Source organism: Pontibacter sp. 13R65 (genome assembly GCF_047525655.1).
In the GTDB taxonomy this organism is placed as follows: domain Bacteria; phylum Bacteroidota; class Bacteroidia; order Cytophagales; family Hymenobacteraceae; genus Pontibacter.
On the sequence record NZ_JBLIQL010000008.1, the window covers coordinates 217108 to 243058 of the forward strand.

Here is a 25951-nt window from a genome sequence, read left to right on the forward strand (position 1 = left end):
CCTGGTGCACACTAGTTGTGCGAAAAACACTAATTTTGAACTGTGATACGAAAGCTACTTGCAGGATTAATACTGACTCTCGTTCTGATGGCTGGCACACAGGCTGCCTTCGCCCAGATTATTGATGACTCGACCAAAGTACTCTATGGCCCCAGAACCACGCTCCAACTCTTTGAGCGCGATGTGCTGGAAGGAACCTACCGGGAACAGCGCGTTGATACGGCGATTCATAACATGCATAACCAGCGTTATTGGTACCAGGACACGCTTTTCTATCAGGATCTGGGCAATATTGGTGCAGCTGCCAAGCCGTTGCTGTTTCAGCTACCAAGCGAGATTGGCGCACGGTCTGGCCGCTACGCCTTTAACCGGTACGCCTACGATCCCCTTCGCATCAATTACTTCGATACGCGGTCGCCTTACACGCACCTGCATTACGTGCAGGGGCAGCGGGGTGAGCAGGTGTTTGAAGCTCAACATGCCCGCAACATATCTGAGAACTGGAATGTGGGCGTTGCTTATAAACTTATGGCAGCCAACAGGCAGGTTGGGCCATCCAGAACTCTCCGTGGCGACAGACTAGTAGATGGGCAAGCCGTAAAGTTCTACACCCACTATCGCACCAAAAACGAGAAGTACGACCTATTCGCCAATTTCACTCACCTTAATCATGAACAGGCGGAATATGGAGGATACAGACCGCCAAGCGATACTGCTAAGTTCAAGGGATATTTCCCTCTAGGTGAATCTGAGAATATTTTTGATTCAGATTTTGAAACTGTTCCTATATATCTGAACCAGGCGTCGAGCCATGAGTTCAGGAATAATATACACATCCTTCAAATCTATAAACTGGCGAACGAAGACCTCAAGCTGTACCATGCTTTCGATACCCGCCGCCAGGAAGTCCGCTTCCAGGATAATGGAATTGAACGAATACCTAATCCGAGTAATAGTTTGGATACCATACCTTCTTTCTATCCCGAAACTAAACATCACCTCACTCTTACCGATGACCGCAGCTTTTACCGGGAAACGCAAAATGAATTTGGTGTAACCGGCAACAGCAAATATTCTTTTTTTAAAGGATACCTAAAGTACCGTAATGCCAAGCAAGAATATAGTGTATTAAAATTTATTAACAAAACAACTACCAGCACCCTAAGACACGAGTTCGGCATAAATCAACTTTTCTTAGGCGGCCAATTACGAATGCATTACGAGAATAAGGCTATGCTGCAGCTCGATGGGGAGTTTCAGATGACCAACGACTATAAAGTTTCGGGATTAATTTACTTTGAAGGCCTGAAGTTTATGCTCAGCCGGGTGTTACGATCTCCCTCTTTTACAGAGCAGCGCCTGTATAGCAACCATTTCGAATGGGACAACAGCAATTTCCAGAGCAGCGTTACCGATTACATCCAGGCTAGCTACGTTGGTAAATTAGGAGGTAGGCAGTATGTAAAATTTAAAGGATATTATACCAACATAAAGCGCCATATTTTCTTTAACGAATTTAACAAAGGGGCACAGCCAGAGCAGCTCACAGGAAATCAGCGTATAGTAGGGGCGCAGCTGGAGCACCGGATTCGTTTCGGCTCCCTCCACTTCGATAACACCGTTGCCTATACCAACACCGACGAAGCTCACACCATTCGAATTCCGGAGTGGCTCCTTAATTCAAAACTTTACTTCCAGGGGTCTTTGTTCAAGGAGGCGCTTTTCGGGCAGTTCGGCGTGGAGATGACAATGCCATCGGCCTACATGGCTGATGCCTATATGCCTGTTGCTCAGCAGTTCTACTTGCAGAACAACTTTATGATACCAACCTACCCGGTAGTAGACGTATTTTTGAATGCTGACATTAAAACACTGAACCTCTTTCTGAAAATGTCGCATGTAAACGATGGGCTTATAACGCCAGCTTATTGGTCAACTCCTGGTTACCCTAACATGCGGCGCAGCTTTATTTTCGGAATCAAATGGATGTTCTTTGACTAAGGCCATGGAGCCAAGAAAACCATAGCCCAAGGCTTAATAATGAAAAAAGCCTCTTGAAGGCCATTTTCATTAGCAGAATTTTAGGAAACAAGCGGCAGGTAGACACTTAGAAGAAACATGCCCTATATCTTATTATAAACATATTAATAGTACCCCTTAGCAACAAGAGCGAATGGAAACTGAAGAAAATCTTCCTTTACAACCTACCAAAACCATTCTGAAACTGCAGCTCCCCACCGATCCGCGTTGGGTGAATATTGCTGAAAAAAATATAGAAGAGATTCTGGTTGACCACGCCTACTGCGAGCAAAAAGCAGCTACTTCGGCAATTTCGCTGATCGTGAAATATCCTGATAAAACGCGGCTAGTAGAAGAAATGACTGACCTGGTTGCGGAAGAATGGAGTCATTTTGAGCGGGTGCTGGCGGAGCTGAAAAAACGAGGCTATGGCCTGGGTCGCAATCGCCCCGATGAGTACGTGGTGGAGCTGGCCAAGCACATTAGAAAAGGTGGCCAGCGGGGCCGCCAGCTCATGGACCACCTGCTTATTAACGCTTTAATTGAAGCCAGAAGCTGTGAGCGGTTTAAGCTGCTCTGGAAAAACATTGCAGACGAGGAGCTACAGAAGTTCTACTACGAGTTAATGGTATCGGAGGCAGGGCATTACGTTAGCTTTGTTAAACTTGCCAAAGAATATATGCCTCCCGCAGTAGTAGATGCCCGCCTAAAAGAACTTTTAGAAATAGAAGCCGCCATTATAACCAGCCTGGAACCCCGCCCCGATAGGATGCACTAATTTTTAATTTGCTAATGATTTAATGTGCTGATTGGGCTGTTTAGAAATTAATCAGCAAAACCAATATGGCTACAAATTTTTCGCTGTCTAAGGTTTTAATTTAATAATTCAATACATTTTCCTCCATAGAATAAATAATTAGCACATCAGCACATCAGCATTTCACACTATTAGCACATTACCATCAGGTTTTCTGCTTTTTCTTTTTGGCAGCCGGGAAAAGGATATTGTTCAGGATTAACCTGTAGCCAGGGGAGTTGGGGTGCAAGGCAAGGTCAGTGGGATCTTCGCCAACCAGGTGCTGGTAATCTTCGGGGTCGTGGCCGCCATAAAAGGTCCAGGTGCCCTGGGCGTAGGTGCCGTGCATATACCGGATTTCACCAAGTTCTTTGTTCTCGCCCATTACAATTACCTCTGGTTTCACAAGTCTCTTCCGGAAGGCAGTGGTTTGCCCCATAAAGCCTTTAATAGTGCGGGTATGGTTCTGGGAGAGCATTGTCGGAATAGGGTCCCATTTAGCTGAAAAAGTAAACAGCTGAAAAAAGTCGTTGTGTTCCGAAACATTGCGCTCCTGCGGCTGCATATCTATATTCGAATACTCGTACTCAAGTGGGTTCCGCACAAGCTTAAAATCCTGAAAAGCAAAGGTCTTAGAGTAGTCCAGCTTCTCTTGCGCTTTAGGGTCTACGCCATCACCATCGTACATCACATCTACTATGTCAACTCCTTCTGCGGCCAGTGAAATGTCGTAGGTATCGGTGGCAGAGCACATGGCGAATAGGAAACCGCCGCCAGCACAAAACTCTTTTATACGATTCACCACAGCCGATTTCAGTTGCGACACTTTGCTAAACCCAAGCTTTTTGGCCGACTCCTCAGCGGTTTGTTGTTGCTCCTGGTACCACGGAAAATGCTTGTAACTGGCATAAAATTTACCGTACTGGCCGGTAAAGTCTTCGTGGTGCAGGTGGAGCCAATCGTACTTGGGCAGGTCGCCACGCATGATTTCCTCATCGTAAATTTTGTCGTAAGGAATTTCAGCATAGGTAAGCACAAGCGTTACGGCATCGTCCCAGGGCATTTTAGACTTTGGAGTATACACCGCCACCTTTGGCACCTTCTCCAGCTTCATTACATCCATATTGGCTTCTGCATCGCTTATCTGCGAAAGCACAGTAGTATATTGGGCATCTGAAATAACCTGGTAGCTAACACCTCGCACAATCAGCTCGCTCTCCAGCTGCGGCGCATACTGAAATGCAAAGCTGCCGCCACGGTAGTTCAGCAGCCAGTCTACCTGAAGGTTTTTGGATAGAACCCAATAGGCAACGCCGTAAGATTTCAGGTGGTCTTTTTGTGTTTCGTCCATGGGTATAAGCACGGTTGAGGCAAGGCTCTTGGCGGAGAAAATACCAATGGTCAGCAATATGGTTAAAAAGCGAATTAACATGGATGCAATAGTGTGGTCTCAACAAATATACTAAAAATGGATGTTCTTTCAGAAAATGCAATTATCTTAGATGTCTCTCCTTTAATACAATTCTAAAGGGGAAACTGCCATAAAAGACCAATTCTGTTTCCGCGAATGAACCTGATAGAAAACATACGGGAAGGCCTACGGGCAATTGTCAGCAACCTGCTGCGCACCATCCTAACCGGCCTAATTATTTCTGTTGGCATCATGTCGCTGGTAGGTATTCTTACGGCTGTAGACAGCATGAAGTACTCCCTTCAACAGACTTTTTCCAATCTTGGTGCCAACTCTTTCGATATCCAGCAAAAATGGAGCAACTACAGTGAGGGCAAGGCCGGTAAAGTGTATGCAGCCATTTCTTACAACGAGGCCACCAAGTATAAAACCCTGATGGAGGAAAAGGCGCAGGTAAGTTTATCGGCGCATGTATCGGGCTCCACGGTAGTAAAGAGCAACACCGATAAAACGAATCCGAACATAAATATTGTAGCCGGCGATGAGAATTATATGCCTAGCCGCAACATTAACATAGCCAGCGGGCGCAGCTTTTCGGCCTTTGAACTAGAGAACGGCACGAGTGTGGCCATTGTAGGAGTAGAGATTGTAGATAAGCTTTTTCCGAAGTCTGAGCCAATTGGCGACCATATTACCTTTTTGGGGCGCAGGTTCAAGATTATAGGCGTTACCGAGAAAACCGGCAGCAGTATGGGCGGCACCAGCGCCGACAGAACAATTATCATACCCTTGGAAACAGGCCGGCAAATACCGCTGAACGGAAACAGCCTGAGCTATGAAATTAAAACTATTCTGCCTACCCCAGAGGAGCTGGATTATGTAATGGGCGAGGCAACCGGCGTAATGCGCGCCGTGCGGCAGGACTGGTTAGGGCAGGACGATTCTTTTGAAATTAGCCGCAGCGACACCGCCATGCAAAAGCTAGACGAGATATCGGGCTATATGAAGGCAGGTGGCTTTATAATTGGCTTTATTACGCTTCTAGGGGCCTCTATTGGTCTGATGAACATAATGATGGTATCTGTAAACGAACGGACCAGGGAAATAGGAGTTCGCAAAGCCTTAGGTGCCACCGCTTTTCAGATACGACAGCAGTTTCTGATAGAAGCCGTGGTTATTTGTTTGCTGGGCGGGTTTGTAGGAATTGTCTTGGGTATTCTGGCTGGCAATGGAATTTCTGCCATGATTGGCCAGGGTGGCTTTATTGTACCCTGGATGTGGGTGGTAGTAGGCCTTACCATTTGTGTAACGGTAGGTGTTATATCTGGTTCGTACCCCGCGTACCGCGCTTCTAAACTAGATCCTATTGAGTCGCTGCGGTATGAGTAATAACCAAGGGAGTAGTGCCCTGATTGCAAAAAGTGTGTTTTAGCTCCGGAAGGCCATTTTCATTAGCAGAATTATAGAAAGAGTGTTAGTTGGAAAGATTGCTAACCAGTTACCAAACCTTTTGCTGTTCTGGGAGCTCCTCCAGTAGTTTCTAAACTCACATTCCAATTTTAACATAAAAGCTATTAAGGGGCGGCAAATGTTGCCTTGGTTAATTCAAGTACTATGAAAATTAAAGGACGCGAAAAAGTTTACGATGGTTATTTCAAAATGTACGAGCTTACAGTGGAGCAGAAGGGACACACCTTTACCCGCGAACAGTTCGACAGGGGAGAGGCAGTAGCCGCTTTGGTATACGACACGGAAGATAGACGCTACGTGCTCACCCAACAATTTAGAATTGGCTCGGAGTCAGAAATGGTGGAAATAGTGGCTGGCATGATAGACGAGGGAGAGTCTCCGGAAGTAAGTATAACACGGGAGATTGAAGAAGAAATAGGCTATCACGTAAACAAACTCGACTACCTCTACACTTTCTACTCCTCGCCGGGATGCTGTACGGAGCGGGTGCTTTTGTATTATGCCGAAGTATCGCACCAGCATGGAGCAGGCGGAGGTAAAGAAGGGGAGCACGAAAACATTGAGATTGTGCGCTACAGCCCCGAAGAATTTGTAGAACAGCAGTTCACAGATGCCAAAACCATCATTGCCCAATTATGGCTGCGCCTGCAGCAAGCAGGAAAATAAAGTATGCAACCCACAGGTACTTGCTGGAGCACCTGTGGGTTGACTTAATCTCTCATGCTGCCCAGCATGCTGCGCGTGTCAGCGGCTGCCTCTAGGCTCAGGTATTCAGCCTGTAAGGTTTTAATTTTAACTTTATCAGCAGTCGCAATTTGGTTGTCGATTTGGCCCATGCGCTGGTTCAGCAGGCCATACACGTGGTCCACGTAATCCCAATCGTCCTGATTCCAGTTCTGGCGCTTGGCTCTTACTTCTCCCATAAAAGTAAGATAAGCTTCGCGCATATTCTGGTTGGTTATGCCGTTTAAATCCTTGAACTCCCGAAGCAACTGGTCCTGCCATTGGCTCAGCTTCTGGGCATCGAGCGGCGTGTTTTGTCGGCGCTCCTGGCGCTCTTCCCATCGCTGGTATTTTCCCTTCAGTTGCTCATACTCCGCCTTAGATCTAGCCGACAGGCTGTCTAGCCGGGTTTCTACCTGAGCAGTTCTTTTCTTGAATTCTTCTTTGGCAGCACCACCCCGGTTAGTGCCGGAAGAGTCACCGTCTCCTGTTTTGGAATTGATCCATTCCCGGAAATCGGCCAAATGGTCATCGGCAGTTTTTCCGGTTTTTACTACCTGAACTGTGTCAGTCGACTCCGACAGATCCAGTACCCGCTCGGTAGTATTTTCTGCCGTCCTGTTTCCTTCGCAAGACCATAACAGGGAACTCGCCAGGATTAGGGTAAAATATTTTATGCTAATTAATTGCTTGCTCATCTGTTTTCATTTTGCCATCAGGTTCTGTTCTTATTACGGCAACAGAGAACCCTTGTTTTGCTTTGTATCACAGACCTCAATATGACAGTTCGGGTAAATTTTTCAAACAAAAAGGCCTTTGGGAGGATTTTTTTTATTATTCAGCCTCAGGGCTTTCTGACAAACTTAAGGTAAGATAGGTTTGTCTTTACTAATGCCATCGCCATATTTAAAATAGTCGTTCACCGTAACAGGCAGCTTACCACGTGCTGGCAAGCCTCCGAACAATAATCTGGCGGCGGCTTTTTGAGCATGCAAGTGAGGCTGGTAAGCCAACAGCAGTCCTTTGCTTTTCTGTATGCCGTCGAACTGGTTGAGCGTGTACGGGTTATCAAACAAGGTTATAAATGATTTCTGCGATTTTGCCAGGTGATGAATAAGAGCCGTAGTGTGCTGCGAGTAGCCCAGGTTGTTGCTCGGCCGCACGCTGGGGCCATAGAGCGCCACCAGCACAAGGTCGTAGGACCGCAGCTGTTGCTGCAGTTTTATTACTTCTTTGGCATTAGCTTTTCGGGAAATGATAAAGTCGCTGGTTTGAGCATACTTTTTTATTTCCCTCTGAAAAACCGTTGGCCGCGTAGCACCAAAAGATACCGTAGCAATTTTAAAATTCCCCCGTTGCCTTACCGGCAGTACCCTTTTTTCATTTTTCAGCAAGGTAAGAGCCGCTTCTGCTATTGCCTTATTAGTGCTGTCTGCCTCCGCTGGGTTCAGGTCCTGGTAAAGGTTCTCCAGTTCAATCGGCTGGTAGTTGTCCAGCCCCACCCATTGCTTTGCCGAAAGCATTTTCTTACAGCGTATTTCAATCTCGTCCCAGGAAATTTCGCCATTTTGTATAGCCTGCTGTATGGCCGCAATGGTTTTCTCTACGCTATTCAGCCGCTCCAGCACATCGTTACCAGCTATCAGGGCACGTGCCTCTGCTTCGCCTGGCGGAAAATACTTGGTAACTCCTTTCATAACCATGGCATCTGTAAATACCAAGCCCTTAAAACCAAGCTCCTGCTTCAGAAGGTCAGTTACGATGGGTTTGGATAGGGTAGAAGGCAGGTTCTCGGTGGGGTCGAGCTGTGGTATGTGCATGTGCGCTACCATAATGCCACCCACACCATTCCGGATCAGTTCTCTGAAGGGGTACATCTCTAGTGAGTCGAGCCTTTGCCTTTCGAATGGAATAATAGGAAGGTCGTGATGAGAGTCGATGTCGGTGTCGCCATGACCTGGAAAGTGCTTGGCTGTTGCAATAATGCCATTCTCCTGCATACCACGCATAAAAGCCAGGCTTTTAGCAGTTACGGCTAACCTGTCTTCTCCAAAAGAGCGGTAGCTTATAATAGGGTTGTTCGGGTTGTTATTTATATCCGCTACCGGTGCAAAGTTTACGTGCATGCCCAGCCGCTTAAACTCCCGACCTATTTCAGCCCCCATGCGGTACACCAGGCCATTGTCTTCCACAGCGCCTAGCATAATCTGGAAGGGGTATTCCACGGTACTGTCCAGACGCATGCCGATGCCGGTTTCGGCATCCATAGAAATCAGTAAAGGGGTTTTTGCTGCCGCCTGGTACTTGTTGGTGAGCTTGGCCTGCCTAACCGGGCCTCCCTGAAAAAAGATAATCCCTCCGATATTATACTTCAATACCATGTTCAGCACTTCCGCTTCGTATTTGGCTCCTTTGTCTGAAAAGGCTTCGATAATAATCAATTGAGCTATGCGCTCCTCCTCTGTTAGGGTACTGTACACGGAGTCGACCCAGGCAGAAGGCTGCTCCAGTGCCTCCAGAAGGTTCGTTGCCGCTGCTCGAGGCTTTTCCGGAGGAGTGGCGACAATAACTCCAATCTTTTTGGAGAGAACGTTTTTTTTGGTGCCTGCGCTCTCGCACGCGCTCAAAAGCAAAGCTACAAAACTGATGGTGCAGAGGCTTAATCTTGATAAAATGGCTAAACCTGATTTTAAATTTAAGGAGAACATATAAAATCATTGATGCAACAAGTACATACTGCCTTTAGCTTTTTTGGTTCTGTTCTTTTACTTTCGGTCAGGTGAGTATTTCTGTGTTTGTGGCTCTACTGTAAGAGAATACCTATAATGGCGGGTGCCTGTGCCAAGCATTTTTTGAACATGTTCATCCATAAAAAAAGCGGACCTTTTAGCCCGCTTTACTTATTTCAATTTTCAGAAATTAAAAAGGAAGATCATTATCAGCATCGCTGCTGTAGAACGATGGAGCAGCAGCGTCGGGAGCTTGTTGCGAACCGGCAGGAGCACCAAAAGATCCTGCACCTGCAGCCTCTACACGCCAAGCCTGCAGGTTAGTAAAATACATAGTAGTGCCGTTTTTCACAAATGGCTTACCAGTCAGGTTAAAGGTTACTTTAAGTTCGTCACCAGCCTTGTATTGGTTCAGCAGAGAGCACTTGTCTTGAGTAAGTTGGAACTTAGGGTATTGGGTATATTGCCCATCCGGAATTTCCAGTACAAATTCCCGCTTCTTGAACTTATCACTCACTTGTTGTTCATCAAACACTTCGTAAAGCTTACCTTGGATTTCAAACGACATAATTAAAATTTATTTATTTAGAATGTACAAAGGTACTCATTTTGATCTAAAATCGGGAGCTAAAAACCCCTTAGCCTTAATTTTTTTTGAGGTTAGAACCTCCTGAAAACTGCCTTTGCCAAAGAGGCGTAAACGAATACGACCAACTACCAAACATTGCAATTATGTACCCATTTGCCATTGCCATACACGGTGGAGCCGGCACAATTACACCAGCTTCCATGACACCCGAGCAGGAAAAAGCCTACAAAGCTGCTCTTCGAAACACGGTGGAAGCTGGCTATGCCACTCTTGCTGCCGGTGGATCTGCCTTAGATGCCGTAGAGCAAGCTGTTGTGCTGCTCGAGGATGTGCCGCTGTTTAATGCCGGTAAAGGCTCCGTTTTCACAAAGGATGGTCGGCACGAAATGGATGCGGCCATTATGTGCGGTAAAAACTTGGATGCCGGGGCAGTGGCTGGCGTGAGAAGCATACGAAATCCCATAACGCTTGCCCGAGCCATTATGGATCACTCGGACCATGTATTTATGAGCGGCTACGGAGCAGAGGAATTTGCCCGAAAGCACCAGGTGGCCTTTGAGCCGGAAGAGTATTTTTACGATGCTTTCCGCCACAGGCAGTGGCGGGAAGTCCGCGAAACCGACCTGTTTGTGCTCGACCACACCGTTGACGAAAAGTTTGGGACAGTAGGGGCAGTAGCCTTAGATGCAGAGGGAAACATGGCTGCTGCAACCTCAACAGGAGGCATGACGAATAAAAATTTTAACAGAATAGGAGACACCCCGGTTATTGGAGCCGGCACGTATGCCAACAATAAGACCTGCGCCATTTCATGCACCGGCCATGGAGAATTTTTTTTAAGGGCAGTGGTGGCCTACGATGTATCCTGCTTAATGGAGTATAAGGGCCTTAGCCTGCACCAGGCATGCCAGCAGGTTGTACACGAAAAGCTGGTAGAATTTGGCGGTGAGGGGGGGCTGATAGCCGTAGACGCTACTGGCGAAATTGCTTTGCCTTTCAACTCGGAAGGAATGTACCGCGCCAGTAAAAAGCAAAATCAGGAAACCTTTGTTGGAATCTATAAATAAACTCAAGTTAAACCCTTGCCATTCTTTGTCTAAGAACCGCTCTGGAAGGCTATTTTCATTAGAAGAATTGGGGCTGGCTTTATCATGTACTAAACAACAAACTCTACTGGTCTATAAAAGCTAAATTGAAGAGGAATAGCCTTAGGCCTGGTGACACTAAAAAAGCTCCGGAAGGCTCTTTTCATTAGCAGAATTTAGTTGATGTAACTCGTCCTGCTTCTGCTGAGGCTACCAGCAACAGAGAACCAGGAGAAGCGGAAAAGCATTTACAATGGCCAACGATTTTACTCTTTCAGTTGTGCAAGCTGTAGTGCCTCTTTGTCTTTATAAAATACTCTGGAGTTAATATCATACACATTGCCTTTTGCTAATACGTGCATGAGCATATGCTCAATGGCAACGGGCTTTCCTCTTTCTATTTCTGATATGTTAGAATAGCCCAGCTCATGCCCGTCTATAATCACCACCAGGTTAGATCCAATAGTTTCAATCAGGTGGCCCTCTGTGATGAGTACGCCTGTATCCTCACCCAACCCTATACCAACTGTTCTGGGGTGAGACACGACGGCTTCCATTAATCGACCAAAACGCCCCCTGATAATAAAATGTGAATCTATAATAACTCCTCCTATTAGTCCGAGTCCCTGGCTGATACGGACGGAGCCTTTCAGCAGAGCTTCTTTGGCACTTCCGCCTCTGATCATGATCTCAGACATGGCCATGGCACCCGCGCTGGTCCCGGCTATTACAAAGTTCTCGTTCCAATAGCGCTCCTTCATAATTTCCAGGAAGGGGGAGTTGCCAAAAAAGCGCGTCAGCCTGGATTGGTCGCCACCACTGAACATGATGCCATCGGCTTTTTGCAAGCGCTCCAGGTAAGCAGGTTGGTGTGTTTCAGAGGCATCCTTAATATGCATCAGGCCGATTTCTTCGCAGCCTAAAATGCCGAAGGCACTTTGGTAACGTTCGCCGACCTCTTCCGGAATAAGCGAAGCAGAAGTAATTACCTCAATTCGAGGGTGTTGTACCGGAATTTCGCCCAGAAATCTTTTTAAGATTCCTAATTCAAAAAAGTCAAGGTAATACTTTTTCTTTGATTTGGAATTAGGATAACTGCCTTTGTCTTCGTTTCCACCAACTGCTATAAGTTTACCTTTTGGTTTTTCCACTGTAACTATATTTTTCAGGATTATGAGAATTAAAACTTTCGTTTGACACAAAAAACATAATTGCTGCGCCTTTTGCAAGCATGCAGGCACATTATTGACCATCTGGTTGCCGACGGTGGGGGTAGCATAAAATTTAATCGTCTCTGCACCTATACCGGCAGCTCCTGCGTCCTGCTAAGAAGAAGTACCAGTATTTTTTAAAATTCGTTGTAAAAGCATCCAATTAATACTTATCTGCCCCTAGTATAATTACATGTCTGTACATTATAATATATAAAAAAAAGCCTATATAAAACCCTTTACCAAGTTATTTTGGCCTTTAACCCTAATTAATTTATATTTTTTAACCTCAAGGGAAGGATGTCGTATAGAAACATCACGAGGCGATTTGCTTCGGAGATAAATGAACCTTAACCTTTCCAAGCTATGAAACTTAATAATTTGAATGACCTATTCCTGCACGAGTTACAGGACATTTACAGCGCAGAGAATCAGATTACCAAAGCTCTGCCTGTCATGATGGAAGCTTGCTCTTCTGACAAGCTGCGTACTGCCTTTCAGGATCACCTGGAAATGACAGAACGCCAGATTGACCGTCTGGACAGAGTATTTGAACTGATGGGCCAGAAAGCTTCAGGCGAGCATTGTAAAGCCATGGAGGGCATTATTAAAGAAGCCGAATCTATGATGAAGGAGAAAGCTGAAGCCGAGGTGATGGATGCCGCTTTGATTGCTTCGGCCCAAAGAGTGGAGCATTACGAAATTGCTGCCTATGGCACCGTTTGTACCTATGCTAAACAACTTGGCTTAACCGATGTAATGGACCTGCTGCACGAAACGCTGGAAGAAGAGAAAATGACAGACCAGTTATTGACCCAGATTGCGGAAACCTCCATCAACCTTAAAGCGCAATAGGCTAGAATACTTCCGGTAGCTTATACTGCTGAGATGAAATAGAAAAATCCTCTTTCCTTCCCCGAGCCAAACAAGCCGGTCAGAAGGTGAAAGAGGATTTTTGTTTTTATACAAGTTTTACTTTATGAACCAATCTTTAAACTTAAAGATTAGCAGAAATTAGCCTACAAACGGCTAATCAAAACCCTAAACTTGAGGTATTCAGTTATTTTCGATTGGCTGCAGTCGTTTTCCAAGCTTGCTCTTTAGCTTGTGAAGGTCCACCAGTAAATTTTCGCGCTGACCTTTGGCTGCATCTGTAATTTTTTTCTGGCTCGGGCAAATGATGTAATCGTAATCCAGATCGGTTTTAGTAGCGATATCATAGAACGGTTCAATTACAAAACCCTCATTAAAGATCTCAATAACCTTGGTGCCTGGCTGACAAAATAAAATACTAACCAGACCAGCTCCAGTTGCCGACACTACTACCTCCGCTTTTGAGAACATGAGCAGCTTCTCTTTTATCGTGTACTTGCTCGACACTATACTTTCGAATCCAAAAGGCTGCAGCTCTTTTACAAGGTCTGTTTCATTTAGCACGTTTCTCATGTTGGAGTCGCTTCTGCTAATATAAATTCGTGAAGGTGTACTTATATCAGAAGTCTCATTGGCCACAAGAGGCAAAAAGGCATTCTTCAGGTAATCGCAAAGCCAGTTAGGCACCAGTGTGTGGTTGCCGCGTGGTGCAGTTGAGGCAATAACGCAATCAGCTGTAACGTGCGGGTGCTCATCGCCTGCTAAAAGCTTCTCTCTCGGAATACCTAAAAGATCCATTGTTTCTGTTTGATAGCTATAGCGTAAGCTCGGCACCAGAAACCAATCCACTTTATCGTAAAGGCCACTTTTCTGCAGGAGGTGGAGCCGGGGCAATACATCAATAAACCAATGGCTTATGTTATTTACTCCCGCACCACCCGAAAGCATAGAAAAAACGGTACCTTCTATTTTTTCAGGAGTAGTAAAATAACGCTGACCGAAAACCGGATTTTGATCCGGCCCGATCACTTTTCCATCCTTTAAGCTTAGCGACACATTGCCTACCAGGTTGTTGAACCTGCTGATAATGGCGACACTGCTTTCGTTGTCGGTGTGAATACGGCCTTTTGGCACCTCGGCAACTACATATGTCGTTTCTACTCGTTTTACAGGTTTCCAATAGTTAGAGCAGGCCTGGTACAGATCATCCGAAATATCGAGTGTCGTAACTATAGAAGGATAAACAGTATGTAATATAACTTCACTGGAACTACCATTTTTCGTGTACTCATCCGAAATCGCGTCTGTTCGACAAACCCCTATAGGCTTATATTTTTGATTAAACGGAATCAGTTGTCTGGCAACTCTTGAGACACGTACTTTTAATTTCTTATAAAATTTATTCATAATGGTAAGGTTCCATAGTCTCGCTACCTGGTGGGTAGGCCGGTAAAGGTCGTGGTACTATTGTTGTAAATATTCAACTTGTTTATATACGACTTATGGCAGTTTACTGGTTTTGATAGAACTCTGAAATGAAGTGGAACTTCAGGGCCGGGTAAGTTTCCTGCACCGACCGCAAAATCCAGGATGTTTCAGCAAAGAACACAGGGTTCTCATCTTTATCATACGCAATGTTGCTGCCTTTTAGCGATATAAACCTTCGGAGTGCTTCTTTATCATCAGAAGTAATCCAGCAGGCCTTGTGGTAATGAAGCGTGTTAAGCTCACAGGTCGCACTATACTCCTGCTTCAACCTGAATTTTATTACATCGAATTGTAGCTCACCAACCGTGCCAATTATTTTACGACTACCCGGTTGCTGCACAAAAAGCTGCGCCACGCCCTCATCTGTTAGCTGGCGAATGCCCTTGTCGAGCTGTTTTGCCTTAAATGGGTCCCTGTTTATAACTTCTTTAAATATTTCCGGAGAGAAACTAGGAATACCCTTAAACTGCAATGTTTCACCATCGGTGAGGGTATCGCCAATTTTAAAGGAGCCTGTGTCGTAAAGTCCAACCACATCGCCCGGCCATGCCTCTTCTAAAAGGCTCTTTTCGTTGGCCATAAAGCTGGTAGGACTTGAGAATCGCACTTTCTTTTGCAGGCGCGTGTGGTAGTATTGCTGGTTGCGTTCAAATTTGCCGGAACAAATACGACAGAAAGCAATACGGTCACGATGATTTGGGTCTAGGTTGGCGTGTATTTTAAAAATGAACCCACTGAAATTCTTTTCCAGTGGCTCTACCTGGCGTTGAGCAGCTTCACGTGGCTGCGGGTGAGGAGCTACCCTCACAAAGGTATCGAGCAATTCGCCAACGCCAAAGTTGTTGATGGCACTACCGAAAAAAACTGGTGCCAGGTAACCCTCTTTGTACAAGTTTTCATCGAAGGGCTCGTAGTAACTTTCCAGGAAATCAACATCTTCCCGCAGCTGATCAGCATACTTTTGCCCCAGAAGTTGCACCAGTTGGTCGCTTTGCAGATCGTTTATAGAAACCACATCGTCAGACAGCTGCGATTTGTTTACAGAGAACAGGCGCAGGTCTTTCTCATAAATATTATACACACCTTTAAAGTCGCGGCCAATGCCGATGGGCCAGCTAAGCGGACGAACATGTATGTTCAGCTCTTTTTCCAGCTCATCGAGCAACTCGTAAGGTTCACGGCCTTCGCGGTCTAGTTTGTTGATGTAGATTATAACAGGAGTATTGCGCATCCGGCAAACCTGCATCAGGTTACGCGTCTGCTCTTCAACCCCCTTCACACAATCCACCACTAGAATAACACTGTCAACGGCCGAAAGGGTACGGTAAGTATCTTCAGCAAAGTCCTTGTGACCAGGGGTATCCAGAATGTTCACTTTGTAGCCTTTGTAATCGAACCCCATTACAGAGGTGGCTACCGATATGCCACGCTGCTTTTCAATTTCAAGAAAATCGGAGGTAGCTGTTTTTACGATTTTGTTGCTTTTTACGGCTCCCGCCGTTTGAATGGCTCCTCCAAAAAGCAGTAGCTTTTCTGTAAGCGTAGTTTTACCCGCATCCGGGTGACTGATAATGGCAAAAGTTCTTCTTTTTTGAATTTCTTCGGTTGCTGACATATACGAATAGCTGAATTGCAAAGGGTAATACCTATGCAATCGGATTTTTTGTGTGAAATAAGCTTAAATAAGGCCCGAACTAGTGAACATCAGGAGGAATGCAGGTACAGCATTAGGGTGGGGTAGGCATATTATAGTTCAGGGCATAAAAAATCATGAAATGCAAAATTACCAGCTTTCACCATTTAATTACCTTTATCAAATCAAATTAGTTTAAAAATTGTAAAATTTACTTTTTTGTCGGCCTATCTTGCTGCCTCCAGATTAAATTTGAGTGCCCTTCAACTTGCAAATCACCAGTATTGGAAGGTAGGTTTAGGTAGCCCAAACATCAGCAGCAAAGGATTAAAGTTTAGCTTTAAGGCACAGGAGCTATAGTAGCATCCTTAATTATATAAAGACAATTCACAACCTTTAGGGCTCTGGAAGGAAATTTTAATTTGAATAATTTGCTTAAGAATTCTTAAAGTCAGGTATTTGATTTTTTCAGTGGCCACTTAGCATGATCTTGTTATGAGAATAGAAAAGGAGAGGTGGCTACCAGGTAACATCCTCTGGGTTAGAGAAGCCAAATCCAGGCCTGAACCTGGGTCCTTCGCCATTCAAGTGGTTCCACATGTCTGCTTCAAGCTTTAGTTTATCCAGCATGATGAACTCTTTCCAACGCTGCTGATCTNTAACATCCTCTGGGTTAGAGAAGCCAAATCCAGGCCTGAACCTGGGTCCTTCGCCATTCAAGTGGTTCCACATGTCTGCTTCAAGCTTTAGTTTATCCAGCATGATGAACTCTTTCCAACGCTGCTGATCTTCTTCGTCAAACTGCGCCACCAGGTCGCTTAGCTGCAGGTTGTTCTGTTGCTGCCAATGTGGCTCGGTGCGTAGCAGCAGATCTATTTTAATGCGGAAATAGGTATTCAATTCCTTGTACCTATCTTCATCCCAATTCTCCAGATTCGCATTTTTCATAAGCCGACCTATTTTATCCTCTTTTACTCTTACAGGTATTTATTGGTTTTGAATTGCCTGCGGCACTCCTCTTTACTTGCCCCACACAGCCATAAACTCTACCTTTACCTTCAGCTTACAGCAAGAGGTTGTTCACTATTCCGAATTGGTGAGTGGAATTTGCCCCGCGCTGTTTCCTGTTATTCATAAAACACCTAAATGGAACCTTATAAAATTAAATTACTTCAGACAGTAATACTTATTGTGCTGCTGGTGCTCATAAAACTGCTGCTTGGCAAAAGCATTAACAAGATTTCCAGTAGGTTCGATTTTGCGTTAAGGCGTGTTAACATCACCTTTAGAGTCATTAATATCTTACTGGTAGCACTAGGTATTATCATTCTAACAGCAGTTTGGGGCCTTGACCAGAAGGAACTACTGCTATTTATTACCTCTACCATTACCGTACTTGGTGTTGCTTTTTTTGCTCAGTGGTCTATTCTCTCCAACGTAACTTCAGGGCTGGTGCTATTTTTCAGCCACCCTTTGCGCATCGGAGATCATATCAGAATCTATGAAAAAGATTTTGAGGTAGAAGGCCGACTGCAGGATATCTCTGTTTTTTTTATGCACATCGAAACAAAGGAAGGCAAAAACATTACCATGCCCAATACCCTGGCCCTGCAGAAAATTATTTCTATAGTGCCAGATGATGCCATTACTACTTCGGCTTAAATGGATCACAACAGCAGCGACAAATTTTGCCAAAGACTCAGCAAATAAGCAGGCGAAATTATTTCCTTTGCCTGCTTATTTGCTGAGTCTTTGGTTCAAAATAAATACATTTGGTTAGATTAGCTCTTCTTGAACAGGGATCCTAAAATTTCATAGGACTTCACTCTGGCCTCATGATCGTAAATGTGAGAGGCTACCATAATTTCATCCACCTGCGTTTCGTCCAGGAAAGCCTGCAACTGATCTTTAATGGTATTTTTTGCTCCAATAAATGTGTAACGCAGCATTTGGTAAACGGCATATTTCTCAGATGCATCCCAAAGTCCATCCATAGTGGCAACCGGTGGCTGCATGAGTCTTGCTGTACCTCTTATCACGCTCAAAAAGGATTGGTAAAGAGAAGTAGCCAGCGACTCTGCTTCTGCATCTGTATCGGCTGCCGTTACGTTAACGCAAGCCATGGCATAGGGCTTCTGCAAAGTATCTGAAGGCCTGAAGCTCTCGCGATACACTTTAAGAGCGTGGTGGAGAGCAGCAGGGGCAAAGTGGCTGGCGAAGGCATAGGGAAGCCCTAACATGCCTGCCAGTTGTGCGCCAAAGGTACTGGACCCTAAAATCCAAACCGGCACATCTGTTCCTTCTCCAGGTACCGCCCGAACTCGAGCCGCAGGATTAGCAGGTCCGATATAGCCCAGCAGCTCCTCCACATGTCTGGGGAAATCCTCCACATTGCCAGTTAAGTCCCGGCGTAAGGCCATAGCCGTTAGCTGGTCGGTTCCGGGGGCGCGTCCTAAGCCCAAATCAATCCGGCCAGGGTAGAGGGTTTCGAGGGTACCAAATTGTTCGGCCACCACTAAGGGAGCATGGTTTGGCAGCATAATACCTCCAGAACCTACTCTAATAGTTGAAGTACCACCCGCTATATGCCCAATTAACAAGGCAGTAGCTGAACTGGCAATGCCTGGCATGTTGTGGTGCTCCGCTAACCAATACCGTGTAAAACCCAGTTTTTCTACCTGCTGTGCTAGATCCAGGCTGTTTTTAAAAGAATCGGCAGCAGTTTTACCTGCTACTATTGGTACTAAGTCCAGTACCGATACTCCTATATCTGTAAGTTGCTTTTGCTTAATGTCGCTCATTTCTATACTACTTTTCATTTTAAATTAAAATAACCCCTGCTGCTTTACAGCCCTTGCAGAGCCAGCTTCTATCAACAGGTTGCCATTAAAAAGAAGAGGTGTTTTTCTTTTTCAACTTCGGGATTTCGGCAATTCTCGATTAAATAAAGACATAAAAAACCATCTTCATTCCTTCTCTTTTATAAATCCTTTAATATTGCTTCTGCTACCTGCTGAATGGCATCATCGTCTCGCTTATAATACGTCCACTGCCCGGAGCGGGTAGCGGTAATTAGGCCTGCACGCTGCAAAGTAGACAAGTACTCTGAAACAGTAGATTGCGATAGCCCCAATTTTTGCTGAATATGCCCCACACAAACGCCTTGTTCAAAGGTACAATCTCCAGCATGCTGCGGCGGAAAGTACTGATCCGGTTCTTTGAGCAGTTGCAGAATCTGTAGCCTGGTTTTGTTCGAAAGCGCTTTAAAAATTTCAACTTTGTTCATAAAACAAATATATCGATATTTCCCGATAAGTAAAAGTTATTTCTAACACATGATTAACTTATGAAGTTCCGCTAAAAGGAGATAGGGCTTTCTGGCAAACCTGATCTATATAAAAGGAGATTCTAATTTAGATACTATATTTAGTACCAGCACTTGAAGAAGCAGCAGTAAATAACTAACGCTAAGCCAGTTGTCCTAAATTGACGCAGGAGTATGACTGCGTTCCTGTGTTTCTCACCAATTTGTTTGGTCGCGCAAATTCTGTTAATAAAAAAGGCCTTCCGGAGCAAAAAATATATTTTAAAGCCCAAGGCTCATCTACCTAAAATAATGAGAAGCTATCTCTCTTTTGCCAAGACCAAAGAAAAATACCTATCCATTACACTGCCATCTGGCAGGTGATAATAAAACTGATCCTCAAACTACTTTTAGTTAAGTCTCAATTAGTCGGTTACTTGTAACTCTTTCAGGTTCCAATAATTTGCTCTAAATCAGAGTAGCGTTTCCGCACTCTTCTTATCGACTTTATGCCAGGTGTATGTACCTTACTCAGCAGCAGAATAGTACCGGCTATAATTAATACATTAATGGTTGGAATTAAAAATACTGCCGGAACAACGCTGTAGCCTAACATATACATAGCTAACACTTTAGCTGATAAGGCTGTCATGAGTACCGACAGGAATACAAAATAAACAGGAGCTAAAATATAACCCCACTTCTTCTGCTGTATCAGCAATACACCCGCCATAAATCCTATAGGCAAAAACAGGCTCAGGTCCAGCCCTTGTACTACCAGGGTAGTATAATGCTCTACCTGTGCAGGAATAATAGAGCCATCAAGCAGTGGCGTAACCACCACACTTAGCCATAGCAACGCAATGGCAAAAGCCGTCAGCACCAGAAAAGCACCTAACGTTTTAACCGGTGCATCTTCTTTAAACCGGGACCGGATTTTTTTGCGGTCGAAAGAGTACAGAGTAAGCGTAAGAGCAAAGAAAGAAGCGGACAACAACAGTACATGAGGCAAAAACATGATGTTGTACGTACACATAACCAGGAAAAACAGGTAAGTTAGCAAGAAGTAAAACAAGGTACCAGCTAACAAATACCGGCTCACTAAGGAACCTCCCCGGGCAAAGAATAAGGATACCAACAGCAGCGGTACTGCCAAAAACAAGGTCACATAGTCCTGCGCAATTCCTTGTGGCGCCACTTCTGCAGACATGTGCTGGTAAATACCCTTTCCGTAAATGACAGTGGTAGCGCCTCGGACTGTGTCATGCCAGAAAGGGCCTGTTCCGCCACCAGAAGTAATACCCGCCAGCGTAGCAATGATAGCCACACCTGCAATAAACAGGGCGAGCATGGAGATCGTAAATTTATTTTTCATGGCTTCATCATGTTTAATGTTAACCTTTACTTTTTTTGTGTCACACTTGTAAGATAGCAGCTAACTGTGTCGATTGCGATGACAGAAAGCATACCTATAAATGATCCTTATCTTTTTTGCAAATGAGACAGCAGGAAGAAGGTTATAATTATGGCTGTCATAATTGAAGGCCTTGCTCATTCCCCATAATAACCTAATATTTAATTTATTAACGAATGCTTTATCACTGCATGCTTCAACTTTACCTGAGGCAGGTAAGCGGATTTCTCTAAAAATTTACCGGATCTTCTTATCTTGTAATCTTAATTGATGCAGCCTTCCAGAACACTTAACTTTAGGTGTAGGGATGGCCTGTTGCCAACTGAAGCTGAAAAATACGTATCAGGAGGAAATGAAAGAACTGGAGGAAATTGTGCGGGCTTATGACCTGGCCCTTTTGGAGCACAAACAAACAGCATTGGCTACGGTGGTGCACGTGCAGGGCTCATCGTACAGAAGGCCCGGCGCACGCATGTTGGTTACAGAAGATGGCCAGCTTACAGGCGCCATAAGCGGAGGTTGCCTGGAAGGAGATGCTTTAAGAAAGGCCAGACATGCCATGCTGCATCAAAAGAAAATGCTTATCACCTATGACACCTCCGATGAGGATGACGCAAAAATCGGAGTAGGTCTGGGTTGTAACGGCATCATCCAGATTCTTATTGAACCTATCGCGCCGGAAGACCCAAACAATCCCATAGCTTTTTTAAAATTGTTCCTGCGTAAGCGACAAGTGGCTGTGCTGGTAACCTTGTTTTCTTTGCAGCGGCCCGCAACCGACCAACCTGGAACCTGCCTGTATGTACCTCCATCTGGGCCGGCCGTAGGATCCTTACCCGAAGCAGGCCTGCGCGAGCAACTATTGCAGGAAGCGCGGCAAGTTTTTGAAAACAGTGCTTCGAGCACCAAAACTTTTGAGTTACAAGATATAACCCTAACTGGATTTGTAGAACTTCTGAGGCCACCGGTATCTCTAGTCGTGATAGGAGCAGGAAATGATGCCGTGCCGCTTACCGCCATGGCAGCCTTATTGGGCTGGAAAATTACAGTAATAGATGGTCGCACTAACTATGCCACCTCTATCCGCTTTCCGGCTGCTCATGCGGTGCACGTGGCTAAACCGGAACAAGTATGGGACCTACTGGAACCCGATGAGCAAACGGTGCTGGTGCTCATGACCCACAACTACAATTACGAACTGGCGCTGCTCCGTCGGCTCCTGTCGCAGCAACTGCCTTATGTAGGGGTGCTGGGGCCTAAGAAGAAACTGGACCGCATGCTACAGGAGCTTGAGCAGGAGGGGTTACAACCTTCTGACGAAGCTTTAAGTAGCCTGTTCGGACCTGTTGGCTTGGATATTGGAGCAGAGACTTCTGAAGAAATTGCGCTCTCTATTCTCTCCGAGATTAAGGCTGTTCTCTCTCAAAAGCCAGGTACCTCCTTAAGGTTAAAAGCAGGCCCCATACACCAGGAAGGAAACACAGCAACTAAAGAATGGGACATAAAAGGGGAGAAGCCAACTGCCTGCAGCCTGCAATAGGTAAAGCAGGCATGTTTATAATTAAAAGCGGAAGAACGACCCTCAAATTATTCTAATAAAAATGTGCTCCCAGAAGCTTCTAGCAAAATTTAGAAGTTAGGTAACAGAAAACATTGTTTTGTTAGTTACGATTTATGGATCTACTACCCTATCATCTATATGAGAATTCACCACCAAATGCCTAAAGTAAAACTTTAAGAGTGGCAACAGAAAACGAATCCTGCAAACATTATGACTGGACTTGTGCTATTGGCTGCGGGTGCTTCTACGCGCCTAGGAAAACCTAAACAGCAGCTACTTTTTGAGGGACAGACCCTGCTCCAAAGAGCCACTCAATCAGCTCTTGCTTCAGACTGTGCGCCCATAGTGGTAGTGTTGGGAGCAAAAGCCGATCTGCTGCTATCAGATATGTCCGGCCTCTCCATCACAACCATTCTTAATCAGGAGTGGCAATCCGGTATGGCAAGCTCCATCAGCAGTGGCATGGCAGCACTTATGCGTATTGCACCAGCAGTTTCAGCTTGTTTGATAATGGTATGCGATCAGCCTTTTGTTCACACCGACCTGCTCAACAAGCTGCTGCATACAAAAGAAGAAAGTGGTAAAGGTATAGCAGCTTGTGCTTACGGAGGTACTATGGGGACGCCAGCCGTTTTTGACAAATCCTATTTTCAGGCACTATTGGAGCTCAAAGGGCAGGAAGGAGCCCGGAAAATAATCAGCCAGAATAGCACAGATGTAGCTACCGTCGCCTTTCCTCAGGGAGCAACAGATATAGATACCACTGCAGATTACGACGCCTTACTCCAGACTGCTACCCACCTAAGAGGCACCCACTAAATATGAGCTTCTGCAATAAGAAAAAATTTTTTAACTTACAGTTACAACTACAATTTTATACCACCACTACATGGCTATTTATAAACTTCTGATAAACGGCCGGACCTATGAGGCCGACGTAGAACCAGATACTCCGCTCCTGTGGGTACTGCGCGATAACCTTGGCCTGGTTGGCACCAAGTATGGCTGCGGAATAGCCCAATGTGGCGCCTGCACAGTCCATATGAACGGCAACGCCATGCGCTCCTGTGTGTTGCCTATAGCGGCAGTTGGTACCAACAAAATAACCACAATAGAAGGCCTCTCCGAAAAAGGCGATCACCCGGTGCAACTGGCCTGGGACGAAGTAGATGTGGCGCAGTGTGGCTACTGCCAGGCAGGTCAGATTATGACGGCAACAGCACTGCTTAACAAAAATAAAAAGCCAAGCACCGAAGAAATAGACAATGCCATGAATGGTAACATTTGCCGCTGTGGCACTTATCATCGCATACGCCAAGCCATTGCTTTAGCCGCTACTAAACTTACAGATTAGCTATGCCGAACGTTCCCTTACCAAGCAGACGCAAATTCATGAAACTGGCAGCCGCTACAGGTGGTGGCCTGATGTTAGGTTTTAGCTGGACGAACTCCGCCGCCAGTTTAATGGAGGTAGTCAGCGATACAGTTATGGCCGGAGGCGACATCAACTTTAACAGCTTCCTTTCCCTTTCTCCTGATGGTCTCATTACCATTTTCTCACCTAACCCGGAGTTAGGTCAAAATATAAAGACCTCTTTCCCGATGATTGTGGCCGAGGAGTTGGATGCAGACTGGAGTAAGGTAAAAGTGGTGCAGGCACCGCTGGATACTGATAAGTTTCAGCGGCAGGTAACCGGTGGCAGTGGTGCTGTACCACACTCGTGGGAGCGGCTCCGCAAAGCCGGTGCTACTGCCCGGCACATGCTCCTGGAGGCAGCTGCCAAACGTTTAAAAGTGCCTTTCAATACCCTCAGCACCGACAATGGGTACGTGTTGCATAAGGCTTCCGGCAGAAAACTCAGCTACGGAGAATTAGCCACCGAAGCCGCTAAAATACCCGTTCCTGTTGATGTAAAGCTTAAAGAAATCAAAGACTTCAAGCTGATAGGCAAAGAGGTACGTAACGTAGACAACCATGAGATGATTACTGGCAAGCCTCTCTATGGGATGGATGTGTACAAAGAAGGCATGCTTTACGGCATGATCCAAAGGCCTAAGGCTTTTGGTATGAAATTAAAGTCGGTAGATGCCACCGCAGCAAAGGCTGTTCCCGGCATTAAAGAGGTGGTGAGCTTTAAAGACAAAGTAGCGGTAGTGGGGACCACTACCTGGCAGGTAAACAAAGCGCGTAAGCTTTTAAAAATAGAATACGAAGCAGACGGTCCTTTAGAAAGTTCAGCCGACCACGACCGCATATTTAAGGAACTGCTCAATAGTTCTGAAAGTACTGTGCGCCGAAAAGATGGCGACGTAGCAGCGGCCTTTAGCAAGGCTGCTAAAATAATTAAGAGTGAGTACCAATGCCCGTTTTTGCCGCACAGCCCAATGGAGCCGATGAATTTCTTTGCCGATGTGCGGGAAGACAGCGTGGAGCTGATTGGCCCTACTCAGACACCTGAAATGGCCCGCGGACAAGTAGCCAAGCTGCTTAATATGGCGCCTGAGAAAATCTCGCTGGAACTGACCCGGCTAGGCGGTGGCTTTGGGCGCAGGCTCAACGCAGATTATGTGTTGGAGGCTGCGGAGTTGTCTTACTTGGTAAAGGCACCAGTAAAAGTTGTCTGGACGCGCGAAGACGATATGACAGGTGGTATTTATAGACCCGCCGTCCGCTACAGGTTCGAAGCAGCACTAGATGCCGGCGGCAATATGATCGGGTACAGACTTCGAGGCGCCGGCATGAACGCAGGTAATCCTACCCGCGAAGACAATTTTCCATCGGGCGCTGTCGAGAACCTGCTCATTGAGTCGGTAGAGCATAAAACGCCTATAACAACTGGTCCTTGGCGCGCACCCATTACGAATTTCTTAGCCTTTGCTGAACAAGCTTTCCTGGACGAGGTTGCACAGGCAGCCGGTAAAGATCCGGTACAGTTCCGGCTGGAGCTGCTGGACAAAGCAAAAAAAGCACCTGTAGGAGCCGTAAAGTATGATATAGATAGGATGAGAGGAGTAATTGAACTGGCGGTGGAAAAATCAGGCTGGGGCAAAAAGAAAGAAGTGGCTCAAGGCTTTAGCGTTTACTTTTCGCACAGGTCGTATGTGGCGCAAGTGGCAGAGGTACAACTAAAAGACAATAAACCTGTTGTAAGTAAAATTGTGGCGGCGGCAGATTGCGGGATTGTGGTAAACTTGAGTGGAGCTTACCAGCAGGTAAGAGGCGGAGTGGTAGACGGCTTGGGGCATGCTCTATACAGCAACCTTACCTTTAAAGACGGTGCTGCGCAACAAAACAATTTCCATAATTACCATCTCATCAGGCTAAAAGAAGTGCCAGAGGTAGATGTACACTTTGTGAACAATGGCATCGACCCTACTGGCTTAGGCGAGCCTGCCTTACCGCCCACAGGAGGCGCTGTAGCCAATGCTATTTACAAAGCTACCGGCAAACGTCTCCGCAATCAGCCTTTTATGGAGCAGGAGGAGTTAAAGCTGATTTAATGTGCTAATAACTATAAATTGGTTGTGGTCTAGAATGTATGATGGTGGGATAAAAATGGCAGCAGAGGTGTTAGCTGAGAGTTATGTGCGAGATAACTATTCAGCTCAAGTGCCCCTACTGCCACAGTTTGAAGGTAGTAAAAA

The 25951-nt window shown here is 45.6% G+C and carries 21 protein-coding genes; 11 read left to right on the forward strand and 10 right to left on the reverse strand.

All coding sequences use genetic code 11. The features are described from left to right. Nucleotides 1–42: 42 nt before the first annotated feature. Together ACMA1I_RS12315 and ACMA1I_RS12320 are read left to right on the forward strand one after the other, a co-directional pair. A complete protein-coding gene (locus ACMA1I_RS12315; protein WP_337068644.1) occupies nt 43–2001 on the forward strand; it encodes a putative porin in 1959 nt (652 codons plus the stop codon). A gap of 172 nt (nt 2002–2173) precedes the next feature. Beyond that, nucleotides 2174–2797 carry a tRNA-(ms[2]io[6]A)-hydroxylase gene (locus ACMA1I_RS12320; RefSeq protein ID WP_337068645.1) on the forward strand — a complete coding sequence of 208 codons (624 nt, stop codon included), beginning with the start codon at nt 2174–2176 and terminating at the stop codon, nt 2795–2797. 184 nt (nt 2798–2981) lie between these two features. On the opposite strand, the gene ACMA1I_RS12325 is transcribed toward ACMA1I_RS12320, so the two are convergent. Continuing rightward, the gene (locus ACMA1I_RS12325; protein WP_337068646.1) at nt 2982–4247 is read right to left on the reverse strand and encodes an asparagine synthetase B; all 1266 of its coding nucleotides are present in this window, start codon (nt 4245–4247) and stop codon (nt 2982–2984) included. 135 nt (nt 4248–4382) lie between these two features. Here ACMA1I_RS12325 and ACMA1I_RS12330 point away from each other — a divergent pair, with 135 nt between their 5' ends. Continuing rightward, nucleotides 4383–5615 (forward strand): ABC transporter permease, encoded by a 1233-nt coding sequence (locus ACMA1I_RS12330; RefSeq protein WP_337068647.1) that lies wholly within the window; start codon nt 4383–4385, stop codon nt 5613–5615. 225 nt (nt 5616–5840) lie between these two features. Further along, entirely contained in the window at nt 5841–6362 is a 522-nt protein-coding gene (locus ACMA1I_RS12335) for an NUDIX hydrolase (RefSeq protein ID WP_337068648.1), read from the forward strand. A gap of 44 nt (nt 6363–6406) precedes the next feature. On the opposite strand, the gene ACMA1I_RS12340 is transcribed toward ACMA1I_RS12335, so the two are convergent. From ACMA1I_RS12340 to ACMA1I_RS12350, 3 genes are all read right to left on the reverse strand, one after another. Further along, the gene (locus tag ACMA1I_RS12340; RefSeq protein ID WP_337068649.1) at nt 6407–7117 is read right to left on the reverse strand and encodes a hypothetical protein; all 711 of its coding nucleotides are present in this window, start codon (nt 7115–7117) and stop codon (nt 6407–6409) included. Nucleotides 7118–7282: 165 nt separating this feature from the next. Then, the gene (locus tag ACMA1I_RS12345; RefSeq protein ID WP_337068650.1) at nt 7283–9127 is read right to left on the reverse strand and encodes a glycoside hydrolase family 3 protein; all 1845 of its coding nucleotides are present in this window, start codon (nt 9125–9127) and stop codon (nt 7283–7285) included. 211 nt (nt 9128–9338) lie between these two features. After that, nucleotides 9339–9716: a DUF3127 domain-containing protein gene (locus ACMA1I_RS12350; protein ID WP_337068651.1), complete on the reverse strand. Its 378-nt coding sequence runs from the start codon at nt 9714–9716 to the stop codon at nt 9339–9341. 164 nt (nt 9717–9880) lie between these two features. Between ACMA1I_RS12350 and ACMA1I_RS12355 the strand changes: the two genes are divergently transcribed. Then, nucleotides 9881–10804 (forward strand): isoaspartyl peptidase/L-asparaginase, encoded by a 924-nt coding sequence (locus ACMA1I_RS12355; RefSeq protein ID WP_337068653.1) that lies wholly within the window; start codon nt 9881–9883, stop codon nt 10802–10804. Nucleotides 10805–11088: 284 nt separating this feature from the next. Here the strand turns inward: ACMA1I_RS12355 and ACMA1I_RS12360 are convergent, their stop codons facing one another. Further along, on the reverse strand, nt 11089–11973 hold the full coding sequence (locus ACMA1I_RS12360; RefSeq protein WP_337068654.1) for a cyanophycinase: 885 nt from the start codon (nt 11971–11973) through the stop codon (nt 11089–11091). 426 nt (nt 11974–12399) lie between these two features. On the opposite strand from ACMA1I_RS12360, the gene ACMA1I_RS12365 reads away from it, so the two are divergent. Continuing rightward, entirely contained in the window at nt 12400–12888 is a 489-nt protein-coding gene (locus ACMA1I_RS12365; protein WP_337068655.1) for a ferritin-like domain-containing protein, read from the forward strand. A gap of 201 nt (nt 12889–13089) precedes the next feature. On the opposite strand, the gene ACMA1I_RS12370 is transcribed toward ACMA1I_RS12365, so the two are convergent. Beyond that, nucleotides 13090–14313 carry a glycosyltransferase family 61 protein gene (locus ACMA1I_RS12370; RefSeq protein ID WP_337068656.1) on the reverse strand — a complete coding sequence of 408 codons (1224 nt, stop codon included), beginning with the start codon at nt 14311–14313 and terminating at the stop codon, nt 13090–13092. Between the two features lie 103 nt (nt 14314–14416). Then, nucleotides 14417–16009 carry a peptide chain release factor 3 gene (locus ACMA1I_RS12375; protein WP_337068657.1) on the reverse strand — a complete coding sequence of 531 codons (1593 nt, stop codon included), beginning with the start codon at nt 16007–16009 and terminating at the stop codon, nt 14417–14419. 1164 nt (nt 16010–17173) lie between these two features. Here ACMA1I_RS12375 and ACMA1I_RS12380 point away from each other — a divergent pair. Then, nucleotides 17174–17689: a mechanosensitive ion channel domain-containing protein gene (locus ACMA1I_RS12380; RefSeq protein WP_337068664.1), complete on the forward strand. Its 516-nt coding sequence runs from the start codon at nt 17174–17176 to the stop codon at nt 17687–17689. 119 nt (nt 17690–17808) lie between these two features. On the opposite strand, the gene ACMA1I_RS12385 is transcribed toward ACMA1I_RS12380, so the two are convergent. The 3 genes from ACMA1I_RS12385 to ACMA1I_RS12395 all read right to left on the reverse strand — a co-directional run bounded on the left by ACMA1I_RS12385 (nt 17809) and on the right by ACMA1I_RS12395 (nt 20706). Then, nucleotides 17809–18846: an LLM class flavin-dependent oxidoreductase gene (locus tag ACMA1I_RS12385; protein WP_337068666.1), complete on the reverse strand. Its 1038-nt coding sequence runs from the start codon at nt 18844–18846 to the stop codon at nt 17809–17811. Nucleotides 18847–19007: 161 nt separating this feature from the next. Then, complete coding sequence (locus ACMA1I_RS12390; RefSeq protein WP_337068667.1) at nt 19008–19313, reverse strand: metalloregulator ArsR/SmtB family transcription factor; 306 nt, start codon at nt 19311–19313, stop codon at nt 19008–19010. A 466-nt stretch (nt 19314–19779) separates the two neighbouring features. After that, entirely contained in the window at nt 19780–20706 is a 927-nt protein-coding gene (locus ACMA1I_RS12395) for a hypothetical protein (protein WP_337068668.1), read from the reverse strand. Nucleotides 20707–21097: 391 nt separating this feature from the next. Here ACMA1I_RS12395 and ACMA1I_RS12400 point away from each other — a divergent pair, with 391 nt between their 5' ends. The 4 genes from ACMA1I_RS12400 to ACMA1I_RS12415 all read left to right on the forward strand — a co-directional run bounded on the left by ACMA1I_RS12400 (nt 21098) and on the right by ACMA1I_RS12415 (nt 25807). Then, nucleotides 21098–22285: an XdhC/CoxI family protein gene (locus tag ACMA1I_RS12400; RefSeq protein ID WP_337068669.1), complete on the forward strand. Its 1188-nt coding sequence runs from the start codon at nt 21098–21100 to the stop codon at nt 22283–22285. A 231-nt stretch (nt 22286–22516) separates the two neighbouring features. Next, nucleotides 22517–23125, forward strand: a complete 609-nt coding sequence (locus ACMA1I_RS12405) for a nucleotidyltransferase family protein (RefSeq protein ID WP_337068670.1) — start codon at nt 22517–22519, stop codon at nt 23123–23125. Between the two features lie 70 nt (nt 23126–23195). Further along, nucleotides 23196–23660 carry a (2Fe-2S)-binding protein gene (locus tag ACMA1I_RS12410; RefSeq protein ID WP_337068671.1) on the forward strand — a complete coding sequence of 155 codons (465 nt, stop codon included), beginning with the start codon at nt 23196–23198 and terminating at the stop codon, nt 23658–23660. 2 nt (nt 23661–23662) lie between these two features. Then, the gene (locus ACMA1I_RS12415) at nt 23663–25807 is read left to right on the forward strand and encodes a xanthine dehydrogenase family protein molybdopterin-binding subunit (RefSeq protein ID WP_337068672.1); all 2145 of its coding nucleotides are present in this window, start codon (nt 23663–23665) and stop codon (nt 25805–25807) included. Nucleotides 25808–25951 lie beyond the last annotated feature (144 nt).

What these genes read in the sequence shown, in the direction of transcription:
- ACMA1I_RS12320 (WP_337068645.1), top strand. Translation starts at nt 2,174, where the DNA reads ATGGAAACTGAAGAAAATCTTCCTTTACAACCTACCAAAACCATTCTG.
- ACMA1I_RS12325 (WP_337068646.1), bottom strand. Translation starts at nt 4,247, where the DNA reads ATGTTAATTCGCTTTTTAACCATATTGCTGACCATTGGTATTTTCTCC.
- ACMA1I_RS12330 (WP_337068647.1), top strand. Translation starts at nt 4,383, where the DNA reads ATGAACCTGATAGAAAACATACGGGAAGGCCTACGGGCAATTGTCAGC.
- ACMA1I_RS12335 (WP_337068648.1), top strand. Translation starts at nt 5,841, where the DNA reads ATGAAAATTAAAGGACGCGAAAAAGTTTACGATGGTTATTTCAAAATG.
- ACMA1I_RS12340 (WP_337068649.1), bottom strand. Translation starts at nt 7,117, where the DNA reads ATGAGCAAGCAATTAATTAGCATAAAATATTTTACCCTAATCCTGGCG.
- ACMA1I_RS12345 (WP_337068650.1), bottom strand. Translation starts at nt 9,127, where the DNA reads ATGTTCTCCTTAAATTTAAAATCAGGTTTAGCCATTTTATCAAGATTA.
- ACMA1I_RS12350 (WP_337068651.1), bottom strand. Translation starts at nt 9,716, where the DNA reads ATGTCGTTTGAAATCCAAGGTAAGCTTTACGAAGTGTTTGATGAACAA.
- ACMA1I_RS12355 (WP_337068653.1), top strand. Translation starts at nt 9,881, where the DNA reads ATGTACCCATTTGCCATTGCCATACACGGTGGAGCCGGCACAATTACA.
- ACMA1I_RS12365 (WP_337068655.1), top strand. Translation starts at nt 12,400, where the DNA reads ATGAAACTTAATAATTTGAATGACCTATTCCTGCACGAGTTACAGGAC.
- ACMA1I_RS12370 (WP_337068656.1), bottom strand. Translation starts at nt 14,313, where the DNA reads ATGAATAAATTTTATAAGAAATTAAAAGTACGTGTCTCAAGAGTTGCC.
- ACMA1I_RS12375 (WP_337068657.1), bottom strand. Translation starts at nt 16,009, where the DNA reads ATGTCAGCAACCGAAGAAATTCAAAAAAGAAGAACTTTTGCCATTATC.
- ACMA1I_RS12380 (WP_337068664.1), top strand. Translation starts at nt 17,174, where the DNA reads ATGGAACCTTATAAAATTAAATTACTTCAGACAGTAATACTTATTGTG.
- ACMA1I_RS12385 (WP_337068666.1), bottom strand. Translation starts at nt 18,846, where the DNA reads ATGAAAAGTAGTATAGAAATGAGCGACATTAAGCAAAAGCAACTTACA.
- ACMA1I_RS12390 (WP_337068667.1), bottom strand. Translation starts at nt 19,313, where the DNA reads ATGAACAAAGTTGAAATTTTTAAAGCGCTTTCGAACAAAACCAGGCTA.
- ACMA1I_RS12395 (WP_337068668.1), bottom strand. Translation starts at nt 20,706, where the DNA reads ATGAAAAATAAATTTACGATCTCCATGCTCGCCCTGTTTATTGCAGGT.
- ACMA1I_RS12400 (WP_337068669.1), top strand. Translation starts at nt 21,098, where the DNA reads ATGAAAGAACTGGAGGAAATTGTGCGGGCTTATGACCTGGCCCTTTTG.
- ACMA1I_RS12405 (WP_337068670.1), top strand. Translation starts at nt 22,517, where the DNA reads ATGACTGGACTTGTGCTATTGGCTGCGGGTGCTTCTACGCGCCTAGGA.
- ACMA1I_RS12410 (WP_337068671.1), top strand. Translation starts at nt 23,196, where the DNA reads ATGGCTATTTATAAACTTCTGATAAACGGCCGGACCTATGAGGCCGAC.
- ACMA1I_RS12415 (WP_337068672.1), top strand. Translation starts at nt 23,663, where the DNA reads ATGCCGAACGTTCCCTTACCAAGCAGACGCAAATTCATGAAACTGGCA.